This window comes from Cellulophaga baltica (assembly GCF_018861125.1).
GTDB lineage: Bacteria > Bacteroidota > Bacteroidia > Flavobacteriales > Flavobacteriaceae > Cellulophaga > Cellulophaga baltica_A.
Genome location: NZ_JAHKQN010000015.1, coordinates 419,289 through 437,903, shown reverse-complemented (window position 1 = coordinate 437,903; position 18,615 = coordinate 419,289). Strand labels below are relative to the sequence as shown.

Here is an 18,615-nt window from a genome sequence, read left to right as displayed (position 1 = left end):
ATTAAGAATTTCTTATTAGTTGTTGATCGCTGGATCTTTCATTCCGTCTTCAATCATTTCGTAGAATTGATCAATTTTAGGAAGTACAACAATACGAGTTCTTCTGTTTCTTGACTTATCAGTTGCAGAAATTGGCACGTAAGATGATCTAGCTGCCGCAGTCATACGCTTAGGATCTACACCGTAATCGTTTTGTAAAATTCTAACAACTGCAGTTGCACGTTTAGCACTTAAATCCCAGTTATCTAATAAAACACCTTTTCTATATGGTACGTCATCAGTATGACCTTCAACCATAAATTCGAAATCTGGCTTGTTATTAACTACTTTAGCAACTTTACCTAAAATTTCTTTTGCTTTATTAGCTACGTTATAGCTACCACTGCTGAATAATAATTTATCAGAGATAGATACAAAAACAACACCTTTTTCAACGCTGATTTCAATATCTTCATCATCAAGATTACCCAAAACACCTTTTAAACTTTGTACTAAAGATAAGTTTACTGAATCTCTACGAGTAATCGCATCATTTAACTTTCTAATAGTTAAATCTTTTTCTTGTAAGCTTTCTAAAGATTTTTCAAGATTTTGAGCTCCTTTAGATGATAGGGTAGTTAAGTTACCCATATTGTTAATCAACTCTTGGTTATTACTTTTTAAGAATGCATTCTGATCTTCTAAAGTTTTTAATCTAGAAGAAGTAGATGCCTTTTCTTCAAGACAACTATTCAATTTTACTGTAGCTGAATTTAGTAAGTCTTCATTCGCTTGGTTCTTCGCTTCCAACTCTGCATATTTCTTTTGTGACACGCAAGAAGACAATAATAAAGTCACTCCTATACAGCCTAAAATTATTTTTTTCATAATTATTAATACTTAAATTAAATTGTTAATTCACCGTAAAAATATACAAATTGCAATTTGCTAGCACCGTATATTCGTTAATCTTTTACTAAAATAGTGAACTTTCTAACACTATATACGAAATGCGACCACACGATAGACTTTGTGGCATAATATTTTTTAAAATATGTAACATTTTCGCGTTTTTTGAGCATTTTTATAAAGTTCTTATAAAAGCTAATATGTGCCTTTAAAATTGCCCAGCAATGCTTTTGTTTGCCTTGAAATATAAAACGAATACCTGCAACACCATCTAGTAAAAGTCTAAGAAAAATAATTACAAATGCTTTTCGTTTAGGTAGGTTTTTAATAATTGAAAACAACGAGTTTCTGAAATTTAAAAATGTCTTCTTAGGGTTCATATTACTTAAAGTGGACCCACCTAAATGATATATTGCTGAGGTACCAACGTATAAAATTTTATATCCTTTATTGTGAGCTCTCCAACATAAATCTACTTCTTCTTGATGTGCAAAATAATCTTCATCAAAACCATTTAATTTATGAAACACTTCAGATTTTATGAACATACATGCTCCAGTTGCCCAAAAAATTTCTTTAACATCATTATATTGACCTAAATCTTCTTCAAGATCTTGAAAAATTCTACCTCTACAAAAAGGATAACCTAATTGATCAATAAAACCACCTGCAGCACCTGCATATTCAAAATAATTCTTTTGTTTATAATCTAAAATTTTAGGCTGAATAATAGCAACATCACGGTTATCAATATATATTTGTTCAATAGGCGCAAGCCAATTAGGGGTAACTTCAACATCAGAATTTAATAAGCAATACACATCTGCTTCAATATGAATTAAAGCATCATTATACCCTTTAGCATATCCACCATTCTCAGTGTTTTGCACAATTTTAATTTCGGGGTAATTATCTTGAATAAATTGAATAGATTTATCGGTCGAGGCATTGTCTGCAACATAAATAGTTGCATTTGTAGAGTATTCTTGAACTGAAGGTAAAAACTGTTCTAACAATTTTTCACCATTCCAGTTTAGTATTACGATTGCTATTTTTGACATTCAAACATTACCAAACCTAAAGGCCGGTATTCTTTTTACATGTAATTACCTTTATATAAAGACAATTGGTATTAATTTTAGATTTCAGTTGGCAAATTAACGGCTAAAATCAGGAATATCCTTTAAAAAGGTATATTTTTCTTGTTCAAAATCCATATTACAGTAAAAATGATTTAACCCATTCGTCACCATTAAAAAATTTGATTGCAATTGCATATTATACCTTGCTATTTGATCAAAAGTTTTTTGAGTAATTTCAATTTCCGGGGCTTTACATTCTACTAAAATAAAAATCTCTCCATTAGGTTTAAAAACAACTACATCATACCTTCGTGCTAAGTTATTAACCTTCAATTGCTTTTCAACATTTATATGACTTAATGGATATTTTTTTTCTTTATTTAAATAGTGAACTACATGTTGTCTAACCCATTCTTCAGGCTGAAGAACCACAAATTTTTTGCGTATGACATCAAAAATATAGATTTTATTTTCGCTATTTTTGAAACGAAAGTCATAAGGTTTAAAATTTAAAACTTGCATGACACAAATTTGATGATTTTTTCTGAATGGATGAAGTAAAAAAAATAGTTAACGATATTAAAGCAGGTAACATAAAGCCTATTTATTTTTTAATGGGAGAAGAGGCCTATTATATTGATAAATTAGCTGCTTATATTGAAAATACTGTACTATCAGAAGAAGAACGTGGTTTTAATCAAATGGTACTTTATGGTAAGGATGTTACTGTTGATGATATTGTAAGTAATGCCAAGCGCTACCCAATGATGGCCGAACACCAAGTTATTATCGTAAAAGAAGCACAGCATTTATCAAGAACTATCGAAAATTTAGCATCGTACGCAGAAAACCCGCAACCAACTACTGTTTTGGTTGTTTGTTATAAATATGCAAAACTTGATAAGCGTAAAAAAATATATAAAGCTGTTCAAAAATCAGGTGTAATTTTTGAAAGTAAAAAACTATATGAAAATCAAGTTTCTGATTGGATTAGAAAAGTACTAGCTGGGAAAGGATATAGAATAACACCTAAAGCCGCAATATTATTAGTTGAGTTTTTAGGTACCGATTTAGGCAAAATAAATAATGAACTTGAAAAACTAAAATTAGTAGTTCCTAAAGAACAAGAAATCACTCCTGAAGCTATTGAAGTAAATATTGGTATTAGTAAGGATTATAATAATTTTGAGCTAAAAAAAGCAATAGGGGAGCGTAATGTTACCAAAGCTACCCGTATTTTAAATTACTTTGCACAAAATCCAAAAGACAATCCGTTTGTACTAACGGTTACCTTGCTTAATACCTTCTTTACACAATTATTACAATACCATGGCTTAAGTGATCATAATCCAAAAAATGTAGCTAAAGTACTAGGTGTAAATCCTTATTTTGTAAAAGAATATCAAGTTGCCGCTAAAAATTACCCAATGAGAAAAGTTAGTGGAGTAATTGCAGCTTTACGTGAATTAGATGTTAAAGGCAAAGGTGTTGGAGCAAACCTTGCTCAAAAAGACTTACTCAAAGAATTGCTAGTAAAAATTATGTAACTTATTTTCTATCAATACTATATTTACCAGGACCAACCATAATAATAACTACAAAAATTGTTAAATAAAGTAATGCTAATTCTTTAGTTGCTATTGGATCAGATCCGTGAGTAATAAAAGCCGCTACAACCATTGTTATTGCTGCAGGAACAGCAGCCCATCTTGTTTTAAACCCTAATATTATTATAATTGGACAGACTAGCTCAGAAACTACAGCTAAAAATAGAGAAGGAGCTGCTCCAATACCAATTGGATCTGCAAATTTAATTTCACCACCTGCTATTAATTTTTGAAATTTTCCATAACCATGAGTTATCATCAATAAAGATGGAACAACACGTAATAACAACAAACCTACTTCATTAAAAATTTTCTTCTGCATAATTGTATTAAAGGGGATTCTAATGATTTAAAAATAGCAATAATTTTAGGCTAAACTCATATGTTTTAATAAAATTTTAAGATAAATAATACGCAGAACCTCCAATGTAAGACAAGGATTACTTACCAGCGTATTTTTACTTTAATTTTGGATAATCTATAGGGTTTGTTTCATGTATCATTCCATAAATTTTTTCAAAAACATCTTCTGCATTGGGTTTGGAAAAATAATCACCGTCTGATGCATATGCTGGTCTATGCGCCTTAGCTGTTAAAGTTTGTGGCGCACTATCTAAATACATATAACCACCTTGATTTTCAACAATTTCTTGAATCAAGTAAGCTGAACAACCACCAGGTACATCTTCATCCACAACTAACAATCTATTTGTTTTCTCAACGCTTTTAAGCACATCATGATTAATATCAAAAGGCAATAAACTTTGAGCATCAATAACTTCGGCATTAATACCAACCTCCCTAAGTTCCTGGGCCACTTGAAGGACAATGCGCAGTGTTGATCCGTATGAAACTACAGTTATATCTGTTCCTTCTTTTACAGTTTCAACAACGCCAATAGGCGTACATATTTCACCAATATTCGAAGGCAATTTTTCTTTTAATCGGTAACCATTAAGACTTTCAATGACAATTGCAGGTTCGTCACTTTTCATAAGTGTGTTATAAAAACCTGCTGCCTTAACCATGTTACGAGGCACTAAAATGTACATACCTCTTAAAAAGTTGATAATACCTCCCATTTGTGAACCTGAATGCCAAATACCTTCTAAACGATGCCCTCTTGTTCTAACAATTAAAGGTGCTTTTTGCTTCCCTGCAGTTCTATAGAGTAGTGTTGCTAAATCATCACTTAATGTCTGTAAAGCATATAATAAATAATCTAAATACTGTATTTCGGCAATTGGTCTTAGGCCACGTAGCGCCATACCAATACCTTGACCAATAATCGTTGTTTCTCTAATACCTGTATCAGCAATACGTAATGCTCCGTATTTACTTTGTAAACCTTCTAAACCTTGATTAACATCACCGATAGCTCCAGTGTCTTCTCCAAAAACTAAAGCCTCAGGGTAAGTACTAAAAAGTTTATCAAAATTACTTTTTAATATAACTCTACCATCAACGTTTTCTGCATCGTTATCATAAGTAGCAACAACCTCTTGTATGTTAGTTGCTTTATTAGGTAGTTCACTATATAAATGAGAACTATACTTAGGTTGAATTTCTTCAAAAAAAGCATCAATCCAAGCTATTAATTCCTCTTTAGCTTCACTTTCTTCACCAATTACATACCTAAGTGCTTTTCTTGCTTTAGATATAAGGTCTTTTTTTATTGGCTCATCAACCGCAATTAAATCATTTTTTAATTTTGACAAAAATACCCTATTAGTACTACCAATTGATAACTTTTCAAGTATATCAAGTAATTCTTTTTTTGCTTTTTTGTGTGGTGCTAAAAACTCTGCCCAAGCCTCTTTTTTAGCAGCTCTAACCGCTTTCTTTATATTTTTATCTACAAGTGCTAAATCTTCTTCTGTTGCAATGCCAGTTTCAACAATCCACTCTTTAAATCGTTTATTACAATCATTATCTTTTTCCCACTGTAAACGATCTTTATCTTTATATCGTTCATGAGAACCAGAAGTAGAATGCCCTTGTGGTTGGGTCAATTCTTTAACATGAATCAGAACAGGAACATGCCCTTGTCGTGCTATATCAGAAGCATTTTCGTAGGTATGGATCAAAGCAGTATAATCCCAACCGTTAACTTTTAAAATTTCAAAACCTTTAACGTCTTCAGTTCTTTGAAAACCACTTAATATTTCTGAAATATTTTCTTTTGTAGTATGATGTTTTGCATGTACTGAAATACCGTATTCGTCGTCCCAAACACTAACCACCATAGGTACTTGTAAAACACCTGCTGCATTTATAGTTTCAAAAAAATGTCCTTCGCTTGTACTTGCATTACCAATGGTACCCCAAGCAATCTCATTACCATTTTTTGAAAATTTTGTAGTATCAATACCTTCAACCTCTCTATATATTTTTGAAGCTTGTGCCAAACCTAAAAGTCTAGGCATTTGTCCTGCAGTAGGAGATATATCTGCGCTACTGTTTTTTTGAGCGGTTAAATCTTTCCAACTACCATCTTCATTTAAACTATAGGTCATAAAATGACCTCCCATTTGCCTACCAGCACTCATGGGTTCTTTTTCGATATCTGTAGTTGCATATAAACCGTGAAAGAAATCTTTAGGTGTAAGACCTCCAATTGCCATCATAAATGTTTGATCACGGTAGTAACCACTTCTAAAGTCTCCATTTTTAAAAGCACGAGCCATTGCTAATTGCGGTAACTCTTTACCGTCACCAAAAATTCCAAATTTTGCTTTTCCAGTAAGTACTTCTCGTCTACCAAGTAAACTACATTCTCTACTGGTAACAGCCGTTTCATAATCTTTTAAAATTTGAGTTTTAAAATCATCAAAAGAAATATCGTTACTAGTTTGCAAATTTACTTTCATTACAGAATTTATATATTTGCAAAAATACCAAAAATCATTGAATTTTACAATCCGAATATTGGTATTAATATCATATAATTTTTAAGTTTTATCTTATATTTGATAATTAAATTAACAAATTCATATTTTAATTTAATTATTCTAAGAATTTTCTAAGAAAATTAGAACCATTTTCTAGTAAAAAGCCTTGTAATTGTCTTTGGCTGTAAACTGATAACAAAACGAATTTTTTCGGCATAATTTGGTTGCCCTACTTCCCAACCATTATTAGAGTACAAAGGAAGATAAAACTCTAAATAATCTGTCACTAAATTTAAACGGACACCTGAATCATATACAAATCTTGCATTTTCATTCCTATTTTTAATTAAACCTAAATCACCATAAAGCTCAATCCAACGCCAAACGCTCATACTGTTATTTGTAGTTACTATAAAGTCATTTGCAAAAGGACTATCTAGTTTTGATTTAAAACCTCCATCAGCTAAAACAAATTGTTGACTAAAAATACCTGAAGATTCTGACCTACCTAAATAATTATAATCAAATAAATAATCTGTAGGCCTATCTAAAGCAAAACTGAAAAAATCTGTATTCGTATTGTCATTTAAGAACTTACCAGCAAAAAAACGTGTATTAAACTGCATATTATTCTGAAATAGTTTTCTGTATTCAATCTCAAATGAAATTTTTGTAAAATCACCTGCATATTGAAAATCTGCCAACCATGAGTAATAATTGATAATACCTTTATCATAACTACCGTATCTAGCATTAAAAACTCTGTAATCAGGAGTGGTTTCAATATCAGTTAATTCCTCGGAAATAGATCTAAAAATATTTATGTATCTAAAATTTAGATAATTTCGCTTATTAGACCTGAAGTAATCTGGTCGCCAAGCAAAACTTGCAAAAGGAGTTATAATCGCATAACGCGAATCTACTTGAAAATGATACGTAGAACCACTTAAACCAAAACTTGATAAATAGTATCCTGTTTTATTGTGAAATTTCTTATAACTAAAACTTGCACCACCCACCAATGTTTTCTCTTTCATTGCGTAAGCAGGGTTAATACTAAAGTTAAACGGCCTGTCTAAAAAAGTACTATTGTTTATTTTAATACTTGGTGTAATACCATCATATAAATTATAACGAATAGATGGCATATAAAAAATCTGATTGTAATAAGGGTCTTCGGTATCTTTAAAAAATTGAAATTTCAGTTTTTTATTACCCGATAAAAACCCTCCTAAAGATTTCCAGTTATCTCTTTGGTTAAATTCTGGGATACTCTTATCGTAGTTTAAAACAAGTTTATCTTCACCATTTTTAGGGATTGTAAACGTTTTAGAGCTATCAATATTTGCAATCCAATATTTTGAAACCACCGAGTCTTTAGCAATACCAAACAAAGAAATAGGAACATTTGTTCCACTTTTGTTTTTTAAAGTTACTTTTAAAGAATCTACTGTTTTTTCTACTTTTTTAATTTTAAAATCAATTCGATCATTTGTTGTCACATATTCATCAAAAAACCACGAAATATCTTTATCAACGTTCTTTTCTAAAGCCATTTCAAAATCCATAGCCGTCACAGGTCTTAATTTGTAATAGGCATAAAACTCTTTTATACTTTTATAAACCACATCTTCACCTACATAATTAGCTAAGTAGGAGAGACCAGCACCAGCTTTGTAGCGATTTCCTATTTTTTGATTAAAATTAACTAGAGAATCATTTGAAGTTGTTAAAGATTGATCATTATTTTTTCGGGCAGTATGCATAAATACTAACGGATACTGCTCTACAAATTTCGTTTTAGCTAAATTATATTTTCTAAAACCCCATATTTTAGAAAGGTTTCCTAAAAGCTTTTGATCAGGGTAATACTCTTCAACATAAGCAATCATCATAAAATTAACTAAAGCATCATTCACCCAACGCTCTTTTCTTGGGTCTAAAAACAATGTTTCATTAAAAAAACTATTTAAGGCTGTTTTTAAATACTTAAGCTCAAACTGAAAATCACTTTTATAAGGCCGAACAAATGAAGGTAATTGATTAATACCATACAATGGGTTTCTTCGATACTCTAATGTACTCACCAACATTTCAGTATGCGGGTAGCTACCCAAATGCTCAAAAATATATTCTGATACTTTATTTATAGCAATAGATCTTGATACTTCATCAAACTTTGAAACATTAATATCAGTTACTATAGTATTTTTACCGATTTGATGCTTTGTAAACCTTGGATTTTTTAATAAGATTAGATCACAACTTTTTCTATAATCTGCAACAAGATGAGCTTCTTTAAAAGAGTTTACTTCTTCTTCTTTTAACTTTTCAAAATTTGAATTTAAAAATAGATCTTTTGGGTATTTAAAGGTAATATCTGAATTAGCTATTCCAGTATATAAATCTTCTAGATTTTTGTTGGAGTATAAGTGCCATTCACCATCATATACCGCAGGAGTTAAGTACCAATCTTTTAAATAAAATTCTCCTCTAGAATCATATCCAATATTGGTAAAGCGACTAGAAGGTAATTTACTCGTATACGTAAAATATAAAGTTATTGATTCTTTTGGAGCTATTGGTTTATTAAGATGAAACTCAAGAATATCATCGTTAGAAGTATGAAACCAATCTACATCTTTAAACTGCTCGTCACTTATGCTGTAAATTTTTGTATATCCACGTTCTTCATCTTTTGCTAAATGCAAGCTTTTTTTAAATTGCTCTTCAAAACGTTTTGCTAAAGGAGTATTCTTATTACTATAGGAGTTAATCCAATCATTAAAATATAAAATACTAAGTGTATCATTCGAAGAATTATAGTATTTAAATTCTTGAATGATATCAATAGTACTAGTATTACCGTGCAATTCAGCGGTAATTTTATTATAATGTTGACCTTGTACGCTTATTGTAAATAAAGCTAAAAAAGCAAATAAATAGGTCGCTAATAAGAAATCAGATTTCCTTTTAAGCATATAATTTTTAAAAATTAGGACTATGTAAATGTCCTTTATAGAAAGAATCGATAATATCAACCACTTCTTCTTTCGTATCTACAAGTTTAATTAAATCTAAATCTTTAGCACTAATATTTCCTTGGCTAAGCATTGTTTCTTTTACCCAATCCATAAGTCCTTTCCAGAAATCAGTGCCTACTAATATAATTGGGAATTTTTCAATTTTATTAGTTTGTATTAATGTCATTGCTTCAAAAAGTTCATCAAGAGTACCAAAACCACCAGGCATCACTACAAAACCTTGACTGTATTTTACAAACATTACTTTTCTAACAAAAAAGTAATCAAAATCCAAACTCTTATCACTGTCAATATATGGGTTATCATGTTGCTCAAAAGGAAGTTCAATATTTAAACCTACAGAAGTTCCACCTGCAGCATGAGCACCTCTATTACCAGCTTCCATAATTCCTGGTCCACCACCTGTAATTACTCCGTAACCAGCTTCGGCAATACTTTTAGCAACATCAATAGCTAATTGATAATATTTATCATCTTCTTTAGTTCTTGCAGAACCAAAAATTGAAACACAAGGCCCGATTTGGCTCATTTTTTCAAATCCGTTTACAAATTCACCCATGATTTTGAATAATGCCCAAGAATCATTTGTTTTAATTTCATTCCAACCTTTATGATGTTGTTCTTTTCTCATATGTTATATAGTCTATTTTAGTGCTTTTTAAAGCTTATTTTTTAATTTTACAGCAGTTACAAACCTAGTTCTTTTCTTAGAAACTTAGCCGTATAACTTTTTTTATCTTTGCAAACTACTTCAGGTGTACCTTTAGCAACAACTTTTCCGCCACCTTTTCCACCTTCATAACCAATATCTATTAAATAATCTGCCATTTTAATAACATCCATGTTGTGTTCTATTACTAAGATCGTATTTCCTTTGTCGACCAAAGTATTTAAAACTTCCATTAACACCCTTATATCCTCAAAATGCAAACCAGTTGTAGGTTCATCTAAGATATAGAATGTATTACCCGTATCTCTTTTAGATAATTCTGTGGCCAACTTAATTCGTTGCGCTTCACCACCAGAAAGTGTTGTGGATTGTTGCCCTAATGAAATATACCCCAAACCAACATCTTGTATGGTTTTCAGTTTTCTGTAGATTTTTGGAATCAGTTCAAAAAACTCCACGGCTTCATTAATAGTCATTTCTAAAACATCAGCAATTGATTTTCCTTTATATCTAATTTCTAATGTTTCTCTATTAAAACGTTTACCATTGCAGGTTTCACATTCTACATAAACATCTGGCAAAAAGTTCATTTCAATAACCCTTAAACCGCCACCTTGGCAAGTTTCACAGCGACCTCCTTTTACATTAAAACTGAACCTTCCTGGTTTGTAGCCACGAATAGAAGCTTCAGGAGTTTTTGCAAATAATGATCTTATTTCACTAAATACACCTGTGTACGTTGCAGGATTTGATCTTGGAGTTCTACCAATCGGTGATTGGTTAATATCAATAACTTTATCAATATGCTCAAGGCCAGTAATTTTCTTATAAGGCATTGGTTTTTTAACACCATTAAAATAATGAGCATTCATAATAGGGTAGAGGGTCTCATTTATTAATGTAGACTTACCACTACCTGAAACACCCGTAACACCTATCAACTGGCCTAATGGAAGTGTAATTGTAACATTTTTCAGGTTATTACCAGTACACCCTGAAAGCACAATTTTTTTACCGTTCCCTTTTCTTCTTTTTTCCGGGACTTTAATTTCTTTTGTTCCTGTTATATATTGCGCCGTTAAAGTATCAAAATTTTTAAGGTTTTCTGGTTTACCTTCTGAGATGATTTCACCACCATGTTTACCTGCTTTTGGTCCAATATCAATAACATGATCAGCACGTTCAATCATATCTTTATCATGCTCTACAACAATGACAGAGTTACCAATATCACGAAGCGATTCTAATGATTTAATTAGCCTTTCATTATCGCGCTGATGCAAACCAATACTAGGTTCATCTAAAATATACAGAACACCTACCAACTGCGAACCTATTTGGGTCGCTAATCGAATACGTTGTGCTTCACCACCAGAAAGCGTTTTTGAGCCTCTATTTAATGACAAATAATCCAACCCAACATCTAATAAAAATTGAATTCGGGTACTAATCTCTTTTATTATTTCAGATGCTATTTTAAGTTGATTTCCTTTAATATCATCAGGAAGTTTCTTAAAAAATACTGCTAATTCTGAAATATCTAAATGCGCTAGTTCTGCTATATTTTTTTCATTTACTTTAAAATTTAAAGATTCTTTACGCAAACGAGAACCATCACAAGTAGTACAGATAATTTTATCCATAAACTCCTTAGCCCAACGTTTTATACTTGTTGAAGGAGCTTCTTCAAATTGAGATTTTATAAAATTAGCTATACCCTCATAATCAATTTTATAATTACGCTTTACACCTAATGTTTTTGAATCGAGTTCAAAACTTTCTACAGTACCATTTAAAAGAACATTTAAAGCTTCATCTGATAATTTTTCAATTGGATCAGTTAATTCAAATTTATAACGTTGCCCAATAGTTTCTATCTGCTTAAAAGCCCATGATTTTTTATAATCACCTAAAGGTGCTATTCCACCTGCTTTTATTGACAACTTTTTGTTAGGGAATATCTTTGTTTCATTTACTTCATAAACATGTCCTAAACCACTACAATGCGGACACATACCTTTTGGTGAGTTGAATGAAAATGTATTAGGCTCAGGATTAGGATAAGAAATACCTGTTGTTGGGCACATCAAGTCACGACTAAAATAACGCGCTAATTTTTCACCTTCTTCTAATACCATCAACACATTTTCACCACTATACATAGCCGTGTTAATAGTTTCAGCAAGACGTTTATCAAAATCTTCTGTATCAATAACTTTTAATCGATCAATAACTATTTCAATATCGTGAACCTTATAACGATCCACTTTCATTCCCTTTGTGATATCTTTTACTTCACCATCAACTCGAACTTTAACAAAGCCCTGTTTAGCTATTTGTTCAAATAATTCTCGATAATGACCTTTTCTCGATTTTATAATTGGAGCAAGAATATTTATCTTTTTCTGATCGTAATCCTTTTTAATTAAATCACGAATTTGCTCATCATTATAACTCACCATTTTTTCGCCAGTGTTATAACTGTATGCGTCTCCTGCACGAGCGTATAACAAGCGTAAAAAATCATAAATTTCTGTAATCGTGCCTACGGTAGATCGTGGCGATTTTGAAGTAGTTTTTTGCTCAATTGCAATAACCGGTGAAAGTCCGTCAATTTTATCAACATCGGGGCGCTCTAATCCTCCAAGAAATTGTCGAGCATATGCCGAAAAAGTTTCAATATAACGTCTTTGCCCTTCAGCGTAAATCGTATCAAAAGCTAAGGATGACTTTCCACTACCAGAAAGTCCTGTTATCACAACAAGCTTTTCGCGAGGAATGGTAATATCTATATTTTTAAGGTTATGCGCGCGAGCACCTTTAACCTCAATGTTCTCTTCGTAATTTATCATTTTCTATAGCAAAGGTTGCAAAAATACGATTTTGACTTCTAAATTAGTAATCACTTCAATTTTGATTTTTTGTCAATTAAAAAGCTTAACATAAATTAGCAGTGTAAACGTAAAAGTTAGTTAAGATATGCAATTATTAGGAATTGGCTCAAGAATAAAACATCAAGAATATGGTAATGGTGTAATAACAAATGTAACTTCAAAACATTACTGGGTTACTTTTATTGAAAACGGATTAGAAACTATTGATTTAGACACTGATTTTGAGGTAATTGAAGCCATTGATGATGAAGTTGATACAATTAGTTTTTCTGAAGTTGAACAATCATTAATTTCTATTTTACAAAAATGGAGTGATGCAAGCTCGATTTCTCCAATAGCTGATAAATGGAAAGGTGGTAAGCTTATTTTGTCTCCTAAAAATTCAAATTTAGCAGATAAAGAAATACCAATTGATACATTTTTTCACAAAATAGTAATGGTTCGTGACCGAATTAGAGTAATGGAACAAAAAGTAAACGCTAGCAAAAACCTTGCTGATCAAGAAAAAATTGATTTACAACAATACATTACTAGAATTTATGGTAGCTTAACTACATTTAATGTTTTGTTTAAAAATCAAAGTGACAATTTTATTGGAGATAAAAAATAGGTGTTATTAAGTGAGAAAATTACATCGCTTTTTTCTCACTCAAATATTTCCAATATCTTTTAGGCACATGCTGTGTATGTAACTTTAAATTTATTCTAGATTTTATATTTGTACTTTTAAAATAATCATTCCATAATTGCTGAAAATCATGTTCTTCAGTAGTAAATGCACTGCTTTTATAAATACTATTTGTATGAGCTATATCAAGGTCTAAAGCTATTATTTCAACAGATTCAAGATTATAAAACAAACCATACTTGCGCTTTAAATCATAAATAATCCATTGTTGATCGGCATACCTATCTTTAAAATGCTTTGATATCAAAGGCAATACATTAAAATCAGGTTCAATATTTGCGAAATAAATACTATCTTTTGTTAATTGAAATCGAACAAAAGCTTCCATTCGGTGTTTTTCTCTTCCAACAGATTTTGCTATTTGGTTAATTTTTAAAACAATATCATCAGCGTAATTTAAATGTACTTTTTGTTTATATGAAAATAACTTTTGAATGTAATAATATGCCAAAAGTTCAATTCCATCAGTTTCACTTAAAAAAGCAAAATAAAGACTACTTGAAGCTTGTTTACTCTTTTTCTGAATACCATTCCAGACTCTTTTAGCTTTGTCATCATCGGTGTAAATTTTTTCTGAATCAGAAAATAAACCTTGTTGCGCAATTGATTCATTTTGAATGTTTGAAACCTCAATTTTTTCTTCAAAAGCAACAAAAACCGCTGTTAGAAATCCATTAAAAGAACCGTCGTAAATTAAATTTTTAGCTTCATTCATAATTGTTTTTTAATTAAACAAACTCAACTGCGCACTATAACTCGACCTAAACTTGCCTTTCGAATTTTGAAGTATTAAACCTTTAATTTGTGCTGGTTGCAAATCTTTATGATGCCATTCATTTGCATCACAAATCATGAAATACTGCGCTCTATTTAAAGCAACACCTATCTTTTTTAAATGATACCAATTCAATCTTCTAAACTTTCTAGCTTTTACGATTTTACTTACTGAATACATACCTAAACCAGGAATTCTAGCTAGCATTTTAGGTGATGCAGTATTTACATCAATAGGAAACTCATTCATATTACGTAAAGCCCAACCTAATTTAGGATCAACATCAATATCTAAATTAGGGTTTACATCATTTAAAATCTCATTGACACTAAACCCATAAAAACGCAACAACCAATCTGTTTGATACAGTCTGTTTTCTCGTAACATTGGTACTTGAGATCCTAATGCAGGCAAACGAGAATCTTCTATTACTGGCACATAACCTGAATAATAGACTCTTTTCATGTTATAATTTTTATAAAAATGATTTGCGGTGTACATGATATCTTTATCTGACTCACCAGTAGCACCAACAATCATTTGGGTGCTTTGCCCAGCAGGTGCATATATTGGTGTGCTTTTTATAATTTTTTTTTCTGCTTTATATTGAATAATTTCATTCTTTACCTTAAGCATTGGTTTTACAAAATCTTCATGCTTTTTATCCGGAGCTAAAAGTTTAAGTCCTGATATTGTAGGTATTTCAATGTTTACAGACAAACGGTCTGCATATAATCCTGCTTCACGCATTAACTCATCGCTAGCTCCTGGAATAGACTTTAAATGTATATAACCATTAAAATTCTCTTCTAAGCGAAGCTTTTTAGCTACTGCAATCAAACGTTCCATGGTATAATCAGCACTTTTGAAAATACCAGAACTTAAGAACAAACCTTCAATATAATTCCGCCTGTAAAAGTTAATAGTTAAATCTACCACTTCTTGAATTTTAAAGGCTGCACGTTTTATGTCATTACTCTTACGAGTTACGCAGTAAGCACAATCAAAAATGCAGTAGTTGGTCATTAAAATTTTTAATAAAGAAACGCAACGACCGTCTTCAGTATATGTATGACAAATACCTGTACCTGTATCACCTAAACCTTTATTTTTGTTGGTACGTGTACTACCACTACTAGAGCATGACACATCGTATTTAGCTGCATCAGCTAAAATATTTAATTTTTCACGAATTCTTTCAAAAGACATAACAAACAGTAATTAATCCAAAATTATGGATTATTTCCTTTAAACGGAAATAATCCAATATTATTTTTGGAAATAATCCAAATAGCGTATATTTACAGCACTTTAGATAATTTAGTATGGAAAATGAAATTACTTTAAAACGTTTTATTGAAATTCGTAGGGATTTAGGTTTTACTCAAGCAGAATTTGCAAAGCTACTAGGTGTTAAAAATACCACAGCAGATATTGAACGTGGTAGAACCAAATTATCAGGAAAAGTAGTTTCAGAATTACTAAAGCAGTTTAAGATTAATCCGTTGTGGTTATTTGGTGAAACTGAAAACAAGTATTTAGAAACCTCGCAGACTAGCGTTATTCCAAAGGTTGTTACTGTTAATGCTTCTGATAATGAAAACATGGTTTTAGTAAATGCTAAAGCAGCGGCAGGTTATCCTCAAAATATCGCAGACACCAGTTGGTACGAACAGTTACCAGCATTTGATTTACCAATTCCAGAATTTAGAAATTCTACCTACAGAGGTTTTCAAGTTGAAGGTGATAGTATGTTACCTAATTTAAGATCAGGAGAGTGGGTGCTTGCTAAAGCAATTGAGCATGTAGATGCCGTGAGTGCTAACAAAATGTATGTTGTTGTTTTACAAGATTCTGTTTTAGTAAAAAAAGTAGAACGAAAACCAAACTCAAACAACGTAACTTTAATTTCACTGAACGAAACATATCCGCCTTATGAAATTAAGCCATTTCAAATTCAAGAAATTTGGGAAGTAAATAGCAAAATTACTTTCAACGTTGATGCTACTACCGAAAGTGGATTATTACGCCAATTACAAGAATCCATGGATGATTTAAAACGCCAACTTAAAAGAATTAACTAAGCCCTATTTATAAATACACCTATACGAAGTATCTGTAGTTACTTTTACATTAAAAGATTTCTCAGCTTCTACTTTAAATGTCTCAAAAGGTTTATAATTTTTCCAATCATCACTACCAGGTAATTGCACATGCATTTCACCAGAAACTACAGTCATAAATTCAACTGATGTAGTACCAAATGTATACTCACCGGGAGCCATTACACCAACTGTAGCTTTACCTTCTTGGTTTTCAAAAGCTATTGATATTACTTTATCGTCAAAATAAGAATTTGTTTTAAACATTTATAAGTTTTTGTATTTAAATACAAATTTATGATAATTTAAATAAATTAGACTCAGGCAAATTTAAATGATACTGTTTCCTTAATAATTCAGTGACAATATCCATTCTTACCCCTATTATTTTTGATCTGTTTTCTTTTGGCCAATCAGTCATTATTGCAACTAAATGTACTAAGGGAAAATTGGATATATCCCATAAACCACAACCACTCATTCCAAATAAATCTGGACCAAAACTTAAAGTTTTTGATTTTGTATTTAAAGTTTGTTTCCTATTATAATTAACAATTATATTTAAATAACTTTTTCTTTTATATTTGGAATATTCAGAAACATTTACGGGGTTAGTTAAATTGCAAAAAGGACGAATATGGTATGATTTTCTCGTATACGATTTTTTTGACCAAGTTGATGGAAACCCGAAAATCAAATAATCATCTTGTACCAAAAAATTGTGATTAATTATAATTTGTTCTTCTTTTAAAAATTGATACGATGTTTTTAATGCTTTTACACTATTTCTATCTAAAATTAATACTCCAATATCTATAAAATCATTCTCTCTATCTTCTATAACGGAATTGGTAATTAATTTACCACCAGGTTTAAACATTATTTTTCCATTTTCCAATGGAATAAATAATTTTTCTAAATCATCAAGTACATGACCTGCTGTAACAAGTAAATACTTATCTTTTAAAACCATAAGTACACCTGTTCCGTGATGCTTGTAATTATTCTCAATCTTTATTAGTGTGATAGTATGTTTTCTAATTGTTATTAACTGTTCCAAAATCATCTATTTTAAGCAACCTATATCAATTAAAAAATGCTTGTTTATTACTTACTCTCTTTCTCTTGAGCTTTTTTCATAATCTCTTTTAAACGCTCTTTTCTAGTTACTTTTTCATCACGTAATTTATTAATCTTCCGATTCATTAGCTTGGTGTGCTTGGCTTTATTTTTAGTATTTTTCTCTTTTCCTTTCTTAGTCATAACTTATTGATTGTAAGAACGAACATTGCCCATGTCTAAAGTTATAGGTCCGAGTTTGTGTGATGTAGGTAAATAAATACCATTTTCCATTTGTTTCCAATTATCCCATGTAGCTTCTAAACCACCTACAGGAATAATTTTTACCCACATTTGATAACTTATGGGCAAATCTTTTTCATTCAATTTCCATACGTAAGAATCACCAGGAGTAGTGCCGCCAGACTCATAAGTAACCATCAATCCTTCTGTACCGTCTTCAAAATTTACAATAGAACGAGTAGTACCATTATCAAAAATTTTAAAGGGTGCAACTAACCAAAAAGAATCGTTATTAAAATAATCTGTAGCGGTCGTAATTAAATCAAATTTTGAATCTCCTATAACTTCAGCTCCATTTTCAAAAACTTGACTTTTATTTGAATTACCCAAATTAAGTTTTACCAATTTATCACTCCAGGTTACATCTACTTCACCATTTTGTTTATCCCATTTATAGGTATGTGATCCGCCAGCAAATGACCATTCAAAAAACTTTGCATTTTTATATGCATCGTTGTTAATAGCCGTCAACATCTTATGAGCCAAAACATCAGCTTTATTAGTTTTCTCTCCTTCAGGTAAAGGTTTATTATAAATTACATAAAGTATTGTTAATGTAACAATTAAAAAACCTAAAACGAACAATAAAAATTTGAATATTTTTTTCATATA

The 18,615-nt window shown here is 30.9% G+C and carries 17 protein-coding genes; 3 read left to right on the top strand and 14 right to left on the bottom strand.

What is annotated here, in order from left to right:
• Positions 1–15: 15 nt before the first annotated feature.
• From KO500_RS08145 to KO500_RS08135, 3 genes are all read right to left on the bottom strand, one after another.
• Positions 16–867, bottom strand: coding sequence for an OmpA/MotB family protein (locus KO500_RS08145; protein WP_215956027.1), 852 nt, complete (start codon positions 865–867; stop codon positions 16–18).
• Positions 868–944: 77 nt separating this feature from the next.
• Positions 945–1,949: a glycosyltransferase family 2 protein gene (locus tag KO500_RS08140; protein ID WP_215956026.1), complete on the bottom strand. Its 1,005-nt coding sequence runs from the start codon at positions 1,947–1,949 to the stop codon at positions 945–947.
• A gap of 96 nt (positions 1,950–2,045) precedes the next feature.
• The gene (locus KO500_RS08135) at positions 2,046–2,492 is read right to left on the bottom strand and encodes a type I restriction enzyme HsdR N-terminal domain-containing protein (RefSeq protein WP_215956025.1); all 447 of its coding nucleotides are present in this window, start codon (positions 2,490–2,492) and stop codon (positions 2,046–2,048) included.
• Between the two features lie 26 nt (positions 2,493–2,518).
• Here KO500_RS08135 and holA point away from each other — a divergent pair, with 26 nt between their 5' ends.
• Positions 2,519–3,517 (top strand): DNA polymerase III subunit delta, encoded by a 999-nt coding sequence (holA, locus tag KO500_RS08130; RefSeq protein WP_215956024.1) that lies wholly within the window; start codon positions 2,519–2,521, stop codon positions 3,515–3,517.
• Position 3,518: 1 nt separating this feature from the next.
• Here holA and KO500_RS08125 read toward each other — a convergent pair whose 3' ends face one another.
• The 5 genes from KO500_RS08125 to uvrA all read right to left on the bottom strand — a co-directional run bounded on the left by KO500_RS08125 (position 3,519) and on the right by uvrA (position 13,034).
• A complete protein-coding gene (locus KO500_RS08125; RefSeq protein WP_215956023.1) occupies positions 3,519–3,899 on the bottom strand; it encodes a DoxX family protein in 381 nt (126 codons plus the stop codon).
• Positions 3,900–4,035: 136 nt separating this feature from the next.
• The gene (locus KO500_RS08120) at positions 4,036–6,447 is read right to left on the bottom strand and encodes an alpha-ketoacid dehydrogenase subunit alpha/beta (protein ID WP_215956022.1); all 2,412 of its coding nucleotides are present in this window, start codon (positions 6,445–6,447) and stop codon (positions 4,036–4,038) included.
• A 161-nt stretch (positions 6,448–6,608) separates the two neighbouring features.
• On the bottom strand, positions 6,609–9,449 hold the full coding sequence (locus KO500_RS08115) for a metalloprotease (RefSeq protein WP_215956021.1): 2,841 nt from the start codon (positions 9,447–9,449) through the stop codon (positions 6,609–6,611).
• Between the two features lie 7 nt (positions 9,450–9,456).
• A complete protein-coding gene (locus KO500_RS08110) occupies positions 9,457–10,143 on the bottom strand; it encodes a TIGR00730 family Rossman fold protein (RefSeq protein ID WP_215956020.1) in 687 nt (228 codons plus the stop codon).
• Between the two features lie 56 nt (positions 10,144–10,199).
• Positions 10,200–13,034: an excinuclease ABC subunit UvrA gene (gene uvrA, locus KO500_RS08105; RefSeq protein ID WP_215956019.1), complete on the bottom strand. Its 2,835-nt coding sequence runs from the start codon at positions 13,032–13,034 to the stop codon at positions 10,200–10,202.
• 127 nt (positions 13,035–13,161) lie between these two features.
• Here uvrA and KO500_RS08100 point away from each other — a divergent pair, with 127 nt between their 5' ends.
• On the top strand, positions 13,162–13,686 hold the full coding sequence (locus KO500_RS08100; RefSeq protein WP_215956018.1) for a hypothetical protein: 525 nt from the start codon (positions 13,162–13,164) through the stop codon (positions 13,684–13,686).
• 19 nt (positions 13,687–13,705) lie between these two features.
• Here KO500_RS08100 and KO500_RS08095 read toward each other — a convergent pair whose 3' ends face one another.
• The gene (locus KO500_RS08095; RefSeq protein ID WP_215956017.1) at positions 13,706–14,479 is read right to left on the bottom strand and encodes a TIGR03915 family putative DNA repair protein; all 774 of its coding nucleotides are present in this window, start codon (positions 14,477–14,479) and stop codon (positions 13,706–13,708) included.
• Positions 14,480–14,488: 9 nt separating this feature from the next.
• The gene (locus KO500_RS08090; RefSeq protein WP_215956016.1) at positions 14,489–15,748 is read right to left on the bottom strand and encodes a putative DNA modification/repair radical SAM protein; all 1,260 of its coding nucleotides are present in this window, start codon (positions 15,746–15,748) and stop codon (positions 14,489–14,491) included.
• A 116-nt stretch (positions 15,749–15,864) separates the two neighbouring features.
• Here KO500_RS08090 and KO500_RS08085 point away from each other — a divergent pair, with 116 nt between their 5' ends.
• Positions 15,865–16,623 (top strand): XRE family transcriptional regulator, encoded by a 759-nt coding sequence (locus KO500_RS08085; protein ID WP_215956015.1) that lies wholly within the window; start codon positions 15,865–15,867, stop codon positions 16,621–16,623.
• Positions 16,624–16,626: 3 nt separating this feature from the next.
• Here the strand turns inward: KO500_RS08085 and KO500_RS08080 are convergent, their stop codons facing one another.
• Genes KO500_RS08080 through KO500_RS08065 form a run of 4 tightly spaced genes read right to left on the bottom strand, consistent with a single transcriptional unit; the run spans position 16,627 to position 18,612 of the window.
• Entirely contained in the window at positions 16,627–16,908 is a 282-nt protein-coding gene (locus tag KO500_RS08080) for a pyrimidine/purine nucleoside phosphorylase (protein WP_215956014.1), read from the bottom strand.
• 28 nt (positions 16,909–16,936) lie between these two features.
• On the bottom strand, positions 16,937–17,701 hold the full coding sequence (locus tag KO500_RS08075) for a hypothetical protein (protein WP_215956013.1): 765 nt from the start codon (positions 17,699–17,701) through the stop codon (positions 16,937–16,939).
• 47 nt (positions 17,702–17,748) lie between these two features.
• A complete protein-coding gene (locus KO500_RS08070; RefSeq protein ID WP_215956012.1) occupies positions 17,749–17,904 on the bottom strand; it encodes a hypothetical protein in 156 nt (51 codons plus the stop codon).
• A 3-nt stretch (positions 17,905–17,907) separates the two neighbouring features.
• Positions 17,908–18,612 carry a hypothetical protein gene (locus KO500_RS08065; RefSeq protein ID WP_252732448.1) on the bottom strand — a complete coding sequence of 235 codons (705 nt, stop codon included), beginning with the start codon at positions 18,610–18,612 and terminating at the stop codon, positions 17,908–17,910.
• Positions 18,613–18,615: the final 3 nt, after the last annotated feature.